At 64.0% G+C, this 11,414-nt stretch carries 8 protein-coding genes; 5 read left to right on the forward strand and 3 right to left on the reverse strand.

All coding sequences use genetic code 11. The features are described from left to right. Positions 1-128 precede the first annotated feature (128 nt). The 3 genes from lpdA to aceE all read right to left on the reverse strand — a co-directional run bounded on the left by lpdA (position 129) and on the right by aceE (position 6,397). Positions 129-1,940: a dihydrolipoyl dehydrogenase gene (lpdA, locus tag ABIB38_RS20565; RefSeq protein WP_429206560.1), complete on the reverse strand. Its 1,812-nt coding sequence runs from the start codon at positions 1,938-1,940 to the stop codon at positions 129-131. A gap of 13 nt (positions 1,941-1,953) precedes the next feature. Beyond that, entirely contained in the window at positions 1,954-3,621 is a 1,668-nt protein-coding gene (gene aceF / locus ABIB38_RS20570; protein WP_429206561.1) for a dihydrolipoyllysine-residue acetyltransferase, read from the reverse strand. Positions 3,622-3,700: 79 nt separating this feature from the next. Continuing rightward, positions 3,701-6,397 carry a pyruvate dehydrogenase (acetyl-transferring), homodimeric type gene (gene aceE, locus ABIB38_RS20575; protein ID WP_429206562.1) on the reverse strand — a complete coding sequence of 899 codons (2,697 nt, stop codon included), beginning with the start codon at positions 6,395-6,397 and terminating at the stop codon, positions 3,701-3,703. A gap of 328 nt (positions 6,398-6,725) precedes the next feature. Here aceE and folD point away from each other — a divergent pair, with 328 nt between their 5' ends. The 5 genes from folD (at position 6,726) to ABIB38_RS20600 (ending at position 11,200) form a co-directional block, all read left to right on the forward strand. Continuing rightward, a complete protein-coding gene (gene folD, locus ABIB38_RS20580; protein WP_429206563.1) occupies positions 6,726-7,577 on the forward strand; it encodes a bifunctional methylenetetrahydrofolate dehydrogenase/methenyltetrahydrofolate cyclohydrolase FolD in 852 nt (283 codons plus the stop codon). A gap of 121 nt (positions 7,578-7,698) precedes the next feature. Then, on the forward strand, positions 7,699-9,771 hold the full coding sequence (locus ABIB38_RS20585; RefSeq protein ID WP_429206564.1) for a M3 family metallopeptidase: 2,073 nt from the start codon (positions 7,699-7,701) through the stop codon (positions 9,769-9,771). A 54-nt stretch (positions 9,772-9,825) separates the two neighbouring features. Then, complete coding sequence (locus ABIB38_RS20590; RefSeq protein ID WP_429206565.1) at positions 9,826-10,251, forward strand: DNA polymerase III subunit chi; 426 nt, start codon at positions 9,826-9,828, stop codon at positions 10,249-10,251. After that, positions 10,248-10,724, forward strand: coding sequence for a hypothetical protein (locus ABIB38_RS20595; protein WP_429206566.1), 477 nt, complete (start codon positions 10,248-10,250; stop codon positions 10,722-10,724). The genes ABIB38_RS20590 and ABIB38_RS20595 overlap by 4 nt, the downstream gene beginning before the upstream one ends. Before the next feature lie 143 nt (positions 10,725-10,867). Then, on the forward strand, positions 10,868-11,200 hold the full coding sequence (locus ABIB38_RS20600; protein ID WP_429206567.1) for an H-NS family nucleoid-associated regulatory protein: 333 nt from the start codon (positions 10,868-10,870) through the stop codon (positions 11,198-11,200). The last annotated feature ends 214 nt before the right edge of the window (positions 11,201-11,414 follow it).

Consider the following 11,414-nt stretch of genomic DNA (forward strand, 5'->3'; position numbering starts at 1 on the left):
CAAATATTCTTGCACGACTGCGAGCTTGAACTGCTCATCGTACTTGGTCATGAAAAACCCCCAAAAGTTGTGTCCAACTTTTGGGGGTCAGTTCATCGCTGGTCCCGTTCTTCATGCCGCGCCCGCGATCAACGCTTCTTCGGCGGCGGCAAATCGGTGCAGACGCCTTCATAGGCCTCCGCCGCCATGCCGATCGACTCGCCCAGGGTCGGGTGCGGGTGGATGGTCTTGCCGATGTCCACGCCGTCCGCGCCCATCTCGATCGCCAGCGCGATCTCGCCGATCATGTCGCCGGCATTGGTGCCGACGATGGTGCCGCCGACGATGCGGTGGGTCTCGGCATCGAACAGCAGCTTGGTGAAGCCTTCGTCGCGGCCGTTGGCGACCGCGCGGCCGCTGGCGTTCCACGGGAAGTGGCCCTTCTCGACCTTGATGCCCTTCTGTTTGGCTTCATCCTCGGTGAGGCCCACCCATGCCACTTCGGGATCGGTGTACGCGACCGACGGGATGACCTTGGCGTCGAAGTGGGTCTTCTTGTCCAGCGCCGCTTCGGCCGCCACGTGCGCCTCGTGCACCGCCTTGTGCGCCAGCATCGGCTGGCCCACCAGGTCGCCGATGGCGAAGATGTGCGGCACATTGGTGCGCATCTGGCCGTCGACCGGGATGAAGCCGCGGTCGGTCACCGTCACGCCGGCCTTGTCGGCGGCGATCTTCTTGCCGTTCGGGCTGCGGCCCACGGCCACCAGCACCAGGTCGTACAGCTGCGGTTCCGGCGCGGTGGCGCCGGCCTCGGCCGCTTCGAAGGTGACCTTGATCCCTTCCGGCAGCGCTTCCACGCCGACGGTTTTCGTTTTCAGCATGATGTTGTCGAAGCGGTGGGCGTTGAACTTCTGCCAGACCTTGACCGCCTCGCGGTCGGCGCCCTGCATCAGGCCGTCCATCATCTCGACCACGTCGATGCGCGAACCCAGCGACGAGTAGACGGTCGCCATTTCCAGGCCGATGATGCCGCCGCCGATGACCAGCATCTTCTTCGGCACCTGGCGCAGTTCCAGTGCGCCGGTCGAATCGACGATGCGCGGATCTTCCGGCACGAACGGCAAGTTGACGACCGACGAACCGGCGGCGATGATCGCCTTCTTGAACGCGACGACCTTCTTCGCGCCATCGGGACCGGTGACCTCGATGTGGTTCGGACTGAGGAACTGGCCCACGCCCTGCACCACATTGACCTTGCGCGCCTTGGCCATGAAGGCCAGGCCGCCGGTCATTTTCTTGATCACGCCATCCTTGTGCGCGCGCAGCTTGTCGATGTCGACTTGCGGCTTGGCGAAGGCCACGCCCAGGTCGGCCATGTGCGCGGTTTCATCCATGATGTGCGCCACGTGCAGCAGCGCCTTCGATGGAATGCAACCGACGTTCAGGCACACGCCGCCCAGGGCCGCGTACTTCTCGACCAGCACGGTGTTCATGCCGAGGTCGGCGGCGCGGAAGGCGGCCGAGTAGCCGCCAGGGCCGGCGCCCAGCACCATCATCTCGCATTCGATGTCGACCTGGCCGGAGTAGCTCGAGGCGTTCGGCGCCGCTGCGGCCGGCGCGGCCGGGGCAGGCGCCGGCTTGGCTGGCGCCTGCGATTCGGTCGGTGCGGCTGGTGCGGCCGCCGGCTTCTCGGCAGGCTTTTCAGCCGCGGGCGCGGCAGCGCCCGATTCCTCGACCGTCAGCAGCAGCGTGCCTTCATTGATCTTGTCGCCGACCTTGACCGAGACTTCCTTGACCACGCCCGCGTGGGTCGACGGGATCTCCATGCTGGCCTTGTCCGATTCGACGGTGACCAGGGACTGGTCGACCTTGATCGTGTCGCCCGGCTTGACCATCAGCTCGATCACTTCGACGTCCTTGAAGTCGCCGATGTTCGGGACTTTCACTTCAACAGTGCTCATCTAGGCGCTCCAATCACAGAAGGGTTTTGCGCAGGTCGGCCAGCACGTCGGCCAGGTAGGCGGAGAAGCGCGCAGCGCCGGCGCCGTCGATCACGCGGTGGTCGTACGACAGCGACATCGGCAGCATCAGGCGCGGCTGGAAGGTCGAACCGTCCCACACCGGCTTCATCGCCGACTTGGACAGGCCCAGGATCGCCAGCTCCGGCGCGTTGATGATCGGCGTGAAGTTGGTGCCGCCGATGCCGCCCAGCGACGAGATGGTGAAGGTCGCGCCCTGCATCGCGGTCGGCGGCAGCTTGCCTTCGCGCGCCTGGCCCGAGAGCTCGCCCATTTCGACGGCGATCTGCGAGATGGTCTTCTTGTCCGCGTCCTTCACGACCGGGACCACCAGGCCGTTCGGGGTGTCGGCGGCGAAGCCGATGTTGTAGTACTGCTTGGTGATCAATGCCGCGCCGTCTTCCGACAGCGACGCATTAAATTGCGGGAATTTCTTGAGCGCGGCGACGCTCGCCTTGATCACGAATGCCAGCATGGTCAGCTTGACGGCGGACTTCTGCTTGGCCAGCGCGGCGTTCGAATCGACGCGGAACTGTTCCAGGTCGGTCACGTCGGCTTCGTCGAAGTGCGTCACGTGCGGGATCATGACCCAGTTGCGATGCAGGTTCGGGCCCGAGATCTTCTTGATGCGCGACAGCGGCACGATTTCGGTCGGACCGAACTTCGAGAAGTCGAGCGACGGCCATGGCAGCAGGCTGAGGCCGCCGATGCCGGCGCCGCCACCGGCCGCAGGCGCGGCAGCCGCCGGCGCGGCCATCACGCCCTTGACGAAGTTCTGCACGTCCTGCTGGGTGATGCGGCCCTTCGGACCGGTGCCCGGCACGCGACCCAGGTCGACGCCCAGTTCGCGCGCGAACTTGCGGATTGATGGCGAGGCGTGAGCTTTCGCGCCGGTGACGCCTGGCGCGGCAGCGGCTGCTGGCGCTGGCGCCGAGGCTTGCGCCGGGGCTGGCGCAGCAGCGGGAGCGGCGGCGGGCGCAGGCGCGGCTGCGGCAGGAGCTGCGGCAGCAGGAGTGGCCGCTGAGCCGCCGGTCGCTTCCACGACCAGCACCAGCGAACCCTTGGCGACCTTGTCGCCGACCTTCACTTTCAGTTCCTTCACGACGCCGGCATGGCTCGACGGGATCTCCATGCTGGCCTTGTCCGATTCGACCGTGATCAGGGACTGGTCGACCTTGATCGTGTCGCCGACCTTGACCATCAGTTCGATGACTTCGACTTCCTTGAAGTCGCCGATGTCCGGCACGGCCACGTCGACCGGGCCGCCCGATGCGGCTGGCGCAGGCGCAGCTTCGGCGGCGGGCGCGGATTGTTCGGCGGCAGGCGCAGCGGCAGGTGCAGCGGCCGGCGCGGCTGCAGGAGCAGCGGCCGGCGCTTCGGCGCCGCCGGCTTCCTCGAGAAGCAGCACCAGCGAACCTTCGGCGACCTTGTCGCCGACCTTTATCTTGATCTCTTTCACGACGCCGGCATGGCTGGACGGGATTTCCATGCTGGCCTTGTCCGATTCGACGGTCACCAGCGACTGGTCGACCTTGATGGTGTCGCCCGGCTTGACCATCAGTTCGATGACTTCGACTTCCTTGAAGTCGCCGATATCGGGGACTTTGACTTCCACAACGCTCATAGTGTCAGCTCCAAATTTTTATTCGAGTTAGCGTCTGAGCCGTCGGCCCCGCCCAAGCGGGAACGACGGCGTCGAGCATTTACTGGGTCACCGGATTCGGCTTGTTCTGGTCGATGCCGTACTTGGCGATCGCCTGCGACACGATGGCGCGGTCGATCTTGCCTTCGTCGGCCAGGGCGCGCAGCGAAGCGACCGTGATGTAGTAGCGGTTCACCTCGAAGAACTCGCGCAGCTTGACGCGCGAATCCGAGCGGCCGAAGCCGTCGGTGCCCAGCACCTTGTAGGTGCGGTCCTTCGGCATGAAGGCGCGGATCTGCTCGGCGAACATGCGCATGTAGTCGGTGGTCGCGACGATCGGGCCGGTGGTAGCCTGCATCAGCTCGGTCACGTACGGCACGCGCTGCGGCTGCTCCGGGTTGACCATGTTCCAGCGCTCGGCGTCCTGGCCGTCGCGCGCCAGCAGGGTCAGCGAAGGCGCCGACCATACGTCGGCGGCGACGCCCCAGTCGTTCTTGAGCAGCTCGGCGGCGAACATCGACTCGCGCAGGATGGTGCCGCAGCCGATCAGCTGCACCCGATTCTGGACGTCCTTGGTGCCTTCCTGGAGCAGGTACATGCCCTTCAGGATGCCCTCTTCCTGGCCGGATTTGAGGCCCGGATGCGGGTAGTTCTCGTTCATGATGGTGATGTAGTAGAACACGTCTTCCTGTTCTTCCACCATGCGGCGCAGGCCGTCCTGGATGATGACCGCGACTTCGTGCCCGAAGGTAGGGTCATACGGCAGGCAGTTCGGCACGGTCGCGGCGATCACGTGGCTGTGGCCATCCTCGTGCTGCAGGCCTTCGCCGTTGAGCGTGGTGCGGCCGGCGGTGCCGCCCATCAGGAAGCCGCGCGCACGGATGTCGCCGGCCAGCCAGACCAGGTCGCCCACGCGCTGCATGCCGAACATCGAGTAGAAGGTGTAGAACGGGATCATCGTGCGGTTGTTCGACGAGTACGAGGTCGCCGCCGCGATCCACGAGCTCATGCCGCCCGCTTCGTTGATGCCCTCTTGCAGGATCTGGCCTGCCTTGTCTTCGCGGTAGTACATCACCTGGTCGCGGTCGACCGGCTCGTACAACTGGCCCTGCTGGTTGAAGATGCCGATCTGGCGGAACAGGCCTTCCATGCCGAAGGTACGCGATTCGTCGACCAGGATCGGCACGATGCGCTGGCCGATGCTCTCGTCCTTCAAGAGGCTGCTGATCACGCGCACGTAGGCCTGGGTCGACGAGATCTCGCGGCCCTCGGGGGTCGGCTCGAGCACGCCCTTGAACGATTCCAGCTTCGGCACCACCAGCTGCTCGTCGGCCTTCTCGCGGCGCTGCGGCAGGTAGCCACCCAGCGCCTTGCGGCGCTCGTGCAGGTACACCATCTCGGGCGCGTCGTCGGCCGGCTTGAAGAACGGGATATCGGCCAGCTTGTCGTCGGGGATGGCGATATTGAAGCGGTCGCGCATGTCGCGGATCGCCTGGTCGTCCAGCTTCTTGGTCTGGTGCGCGGTGTTGCGCGCCTCGCCCGACTTGCCCATGCCGAAGCCCTTGACGGTCTTGACCAGCAGGACGGTCGGGGAACCCTTGTTTTCTTGCGCGTTCTTGAACGCGGCGTAGATCTTGTGCGGGTCGTGGCCGCCGCGGGTCAGGCGCCAGATGTCGTCGTCGCTCATCTTCGACACCATCTCGAGCAGCTTCGGATGCTTGCCGAAGAAATGCTTGCGCACGTAGGCGCCGTCCTTGGCCTTGTAGTTCTGGTATTCGCCGTCGACGGTTTCCATCATCACGCGCTGCAGGATGCCTTCCTTGTCCTGGGCCAGCAGCGGATCCCACTGCGAGCCCCAGATCACCTTGACGACGTTCCAGCCGGCGCCGCGGAAGTCCGCTTCCAGTTCCTGGATGATCTTGCCGTTGCCGCGCACCGGGCCGTCCAGGCGCTGCAGGTTGCAGTTGACGACCATGACCAGGTTGTCCAGCCGCTCGCGCGCGGCCATGCCGATCGCGCCCATCGATTCCGGCTCGTCCATCTCGCCGTCGCCGCAGAAGACCCACACCTTGCGGTTGTCGGTCTTGGCGATGCCGCGCGCGTGCAGGTACTTCAGGAACCGCGCCTGGTAGATCGCCATCAGCGGTCCCAGGCCCATCGAGACGGTCGGGAACTGCCAGAAGTCCGGCATCAGTTTCGGGTGCGGGTACGACGACAGGCCCTTGCCGTCGACTTCGCGGCGGAAGTTGAGCAGCTGCTCTTCGGAGAGGCGCCCTTCGAGGAAGGCGCGCGCGTAGATGCCGGGCGAGGAGTGGCCCTGGATGTACAGCAGGTCGCCGCCGTGGTCTTCGGTCGGGGCGTGCCAGAAGTGGTTGAAGCCGGTGCCCAGCATGTTCGCCAGCGAAGCGAAGGACGAGATGTGGCCGCCCAGGTCGCCGTCGGCGCGGTTGGCCTTGACGACCATCGCCATCGCGTTCCAGCGCATCCACGAGCGCAGGCGCTCTTCGTATTCGAGATTGCCCGGCGAATTCTGGTTCAGGTGGGCCGGGATGGTGTTCACGTAGGCGGTATTGGCCGAGAACGGAACATGGGCGCCACGGCGGCGCGCCAGGTCCACCAGGCGCTCCATCAGGTAATGGGCGCGCTCGGGCCCTTCATGTTCGATCACCGCTTCCAGCGCATCGAGCCATTCCTTGGTCTCGATTGCGTCCGGATCATTGGCGGCTTGCGCGGTCAACTGGTCGAGTTGAGCTGACATGTTATGCGTCTCCTAGAGTGGTGCGCCCCGACCCGTCCCTGCGCAGGCTGGCGGCGAGTAGTGAATTTTCAAACTAACTTTTTGATAAACCAATGGATTCTACCAGTGGAATTCGGCATTTTCAAATTGCGATATGCGATTTCACAATGCGAAATGCAATGCTGCAGGTGCACAATTTTCATAGGGAAACACTGTACTTTGGATCAACTGATATCGTATATCGAAGCGCCTTTGGAACGGCAAAAAACCGGGGTTTCGCAGGCTGGCCGCAGGAGATTGCATGCGTGGGTCGTATAATTCTGTTTTTGCCCAGCGACGAGCCTTCACCATGCCTGCACAACTGATCGACGGAGTCCTCCTTTCCAAACAACTGCGCGAGGATATCGCCGCGCGCGCCGCCAAACTCACCGCCGCCGGCAAGCAGCCGGGTCTGGCCGTCATCCTGGTCGGCGAAGACCCGGCCAGCCAGGTCTATGTGCGCAACAAGGTGAAGGCCTGCGGCGACGTGGGCTTTCATTCGGTGCTCGAGAAATACGAGGCCGACCTCTCCGAGCAAGCCCTGCTCGAGCGCATCGCAGCATTGAACGTGGACCCGGCCATCCATGGCATCCTGGTGCAGATGCCGCTGCCGAAGCACATCGACCCGTCGAAGGTGATCGAGGCCATCTCCACCGCCAAGGACGTCGACGGCTATTCGGTGCTGTCGGCCGGCGAGCTGATGACCGGCCTGGAAGGTTTCCGCCCCTGCACCCCGTACGGCTGCATGAAGCTGATCGAAACCACCGGCATCGACCTGCGCGGCAAGCACGCCGTCGTCATCGGCCGCAGCAACACCGTTGGCAAACCAATGGGCATGCTGCTCTTGCAAGCCAACGCCACCGTGACCATATGCCATAGCGCGACTGCGGATCTGGGCTATCACACCCGCCAGGCCGACGTGATCGTGGCCGCCGTGGGCCGCCGCAATACCCTGACCGCCGACATGGTCAAGCCGGGTGCGATCGTGATCGACGTCGGCATGAACCGCGACGACGCCGGCAAGCTGTGCGGCGACGTCGATTTCGACGGCGTCAAGGAAGTGGCCGCTCACATCACCCCGGTGCCGGGTGGCGTGGGCCCGATGACGATTACCATGCTGTTGCAGAACACGGTGGAGTCGGCCGAGCGCGAACTGGCGTAGGGTCGGCGGGTTCTCCCGCCGACGCGTCGATCGCCTCCGGCTCCGATTTTCGGGATCGATGATCTCGCTGCAAACAATCACCGCGTCGGCGGCAGAGCCGCCGACCCTACGAAGGAATACGATGACGCTAGATGCCAGCAATCCCCTCCTCGACTTTTCCGGCCTGCCGCGCTTCGACGCGATCAAGCCCGAACACGTCACGCCCGCCATCGAACAGCTGATCGCGGAGGCGAACGCCGTGGTGGCGCAGCTCGAAGCCCCGGTGGTTGATGTCACCTGGGACACCCTGGCCCCGCTCGAAGACGCCAGCGAGCGCCTGGGCCGCGCCTGGGGCGTGGTCGGCCACCTGAACCACGTGGTGGACACGCCCGAGCTGCGCGCGACCTATAACGAGAACCAGCCGAAGGTCGTGGAGTTCTCCACCGCCATCGGCCAGAACGAGGCGCTGTTCGCCAAGTACAAGCAGCTGCGCAATGGCCCGCACTGGGGCAGCCTCAATCCGGTGCGCCAGCGCATCGTGGAGAACGCCCTGCGCGACTTCCGCCTCGGCGGCGCCGAACTGCCCGAAGACAAAAAGCCGCGCTTCGCCGAGATCCAGGAACAGCAGTCGCAACTGTCGACCCGCTTCTCGGAAAACGTGCTGGACGCGACCAACGACTACAAGCTGGTGGTCGAGAACGAAGCAGAACTGGCCGGCCTGCCCGATGACGTCAAGGCAGCGGCCAAGGCCGCCGCCGAACGCGACGGCAAGAGCGGCTGGCTGTTCACCCTGCACTTCCCGTCCTACTTCCCGGTGCTGCAGTTCGCTGACAACCGCGACTTGCGCGAAAAGATCTACCGCGCCAGCGCCACCAAGGCGTCGGACGCCGGCATCATGTTCACCGAAGTCGAGAAGTGGGACAACTCGTCCAACATCGTCAACCTGCTCAAGCTGCGCAACGAAGAGGCGCGCCTGCTCGACTACGGCAGCTTCGCCGACGTCTCGCTGGTGGCCAAGATGGCGCAGAGCCCGCAGCACGTGATCGAATTCCTCGAAGACCTGGCGCGCCGCGCCCGTCCGTTTGCCGAGAAAGACCTGCTCGAGCTGCGCGAGTTCGCGCGCACCGAACTTGGTATCGATGAACTCCAATCCTGGGACGTCACCTATGCGTCCGAAAAGCTGCGCGAGAAGCGCTATGCCTTCTCGGCCCAGGAAGTGAAGGAATACTTCCCCGAGCATAAGGTGCTCGAAGGCCTGTTCGGCGTGATCCGCCAGCTGTTCGAGGCCGACGTCATCCCGGAGGACGCGCCCGTGTGGCACCCGGACGTGCGCTTTTACCGCATCGAGCGCAATGGCCAGCTGGTCGGCCAGTTCTACCTCGATCCGTATGCCCGCGCCGGCAAGGCGCAGGGCGCCTGGATGAACGACGCGCGCGGCCGCCGCCTGTTGAACAGCGGCGCGGTCCAGACCCCGGTCGCCTACCTGGTCTGCAATTTCACGCCGCCGGCGCCGGTGGACGGCGTGCTGCAGCCGTCGCTGTTCACCCACGACGAAGTGACCACGCTGTTCCACGAATTCGGCCACGGCCTGCACCACATGCTGACCGAAGTCGAAGAGCTGTCGGTGGCCGGCATCTCGGGCGTCGAATGGGATGCGGTGGAGCTGCCGTCCCAGTTCATGGAAAACTTCTGCTGGGAGTGGGACAAGCTGCAGCAGATGACGGCGCATGTCAAGACCGGCGAACCGCTGCCGCGCGCGCTGTACGACAAGATGCTGGCGGCGAAGAACTTCCAGTCCGGGATGCAGACGCTGCGCCAGGTCGAGTTCTCGCTGATCGACATGCACCTGCACTACGACTTCGATCCGCACGGCCAGCAGGTGCAGGACCTGATCGACGACATCCGCCGCAACTTCGCCGTCATCACGCCGCCGTCGTTCAACCGCTTCCTGCATTCGTTCAGCCATATCTTCGCGGGCGGCTATGCGGCCGGCTACTACAGCTACAAATGGGCCGAGGTGCTGTCGAGCGACGCCTATGCCGCGTTCGAAGAAGCCGTCGAATCCGGGGCCGACCTGTTCGAGACCGGACGGCGCTTCCACCGCGAGATCCTCGCCGTGGGCGGCTCGCGTCCGGCGCTCGAATCGTTCAAGGCCTTCCGCGGCCGCGAACCCTCGATCGACGCCCTGCTGCGCCATAGCGGCATGAATGGCTGATCGTTCCAAAAATGCACCGGAGGGCGAAAGCCCTCCTCTTTTTTTAGTGATGTCATGACCCGGATCGACTTCCACACGAATATCCCCGATAAGCTGTCCTATGCCTGCCGGCTGGCGCGCAAGGCATATGGGGCGCGCGCCAAAGTCGTGGTGCTGGCAGAAAGCCTTGAGCAGGCCGAGGCATTGAATGCGGCGCTGTGGAACGTGGGGGATACCGATTTCATTCCGCACGTGCTGGCCGGCGACCCGCTGGCGCCGCAAACGCCGATCGTGATTACCGATAATGAAGACGCGGCACTGCCGCACCACGATATGCTGGTGAACCTCACGCGCCGCACGCCGAACAATTTCGCGCAATTCGCGCGCGTGTTCGAAATCATTTCGCTTGATGAAGACGATGCCGCCGAGGGACGCAAGCGCTATGTCGCATATAAAAGGCAATCCTATCCATTGACCCACTTCGTCGCAGGACAGACATGACCCAGGATCCCGTTTTCGACGCCAGCATTCCCGTATTGACCGAGGTCGTCGCCGACCCGCCGGCGGCGGCCGCGCCAGCCACTGCGGCTGCGCCTGCTGCAACTGCGCCTGCTGCGGCTGCCGCCACTGCGGCCACTGCGGCCACTGCGGCAGTCGGCGCCACGCCGCAGACGCACGGCGCCGATGCCGCGGAGTCCCCGGAAGCCCTGGAACGGCGGGCCGCCGAGCGCTGGAGCGGCGAGCAATGGAGCGTCATGGAGCGCCGCCTCACCGAACGCGTGCTGCAGCAATTGCAGGGCCGGATCGATTTCGTGCTCGAACAGCGGCTGCGCGACGGCATCGCCGAAGCGGTGGATAAAGCGATGACGGGTTTTTCGGCCGAAATTCGCACAAGCCTGCATGAATCCCTGGGCCAGGTAGTGAGCCGCGCCGTTTCGCAAGAAATTGCCCATCTCCAGACCTTGGGAAAATAATCCCGCACGCATTATCGATTTGCCATGGATTTGATTCGAAATCACCCCGCGCACGATTGTCGTTCATATTTGCCGATTAAATAGTAAAATCCCTGCGCGGCACTTCGAAATGAATCGAATCACCTAATCAAGGATGAAACAAAATGGCAAAAATCGATCTGTCGGGTTATAACCTCGCCGAGCTGAAGGGTCTTCAATTCGATATCGAAAAGGAGATCAAAAACCGCCAGCAGCAAGACGTCAAGAAAGCGCGCGAGCAGATTCTCGAGATCGCCCAGAATATGGGAATCTCGGTGGAAGAATTGCTGGCCAAGGGCGGCGCAAAAAGCAAGAAAGCGGGCGGCGGCGCCAAGGTGAATCCCCAATACCACAACCCGGCCGACAATTCGCAGACCTGGACCGGCCGCGGCCGCCAGCCGAAATGGGTAGTCGAGGCGCTGGGTAAAGGCAAGTCGCTGGACGACCTGCGCATCTGATCCTTTTTTTATGTAAATCCGCCGCTGGCGGGCCAGCGGCCTCGTAGGGTTGGCGGCTCTGCCGCCGACGCGGTGATGGTTATCGGTTCCGATTTCGCGCCGGATGATCTCGCCGCCGACGCGGTGATGGTTATCGGTTCCGATTTCGCGCCGGATGATCTCGCTGCCAACGCGGTGATGGTTATCGGTTCCGATTTCGCGCCGGATGATCTCG

The sequence above is a fragment of the Massilia sp. UYP11 genome, assembly GCF_050434805.1.
Classification (GTDB): domain Bacteria; phylum Pseudomonadota; class Gammaproteobacteria; order Burkholderiales; family Burkholderiaceae_D; genus Telluria.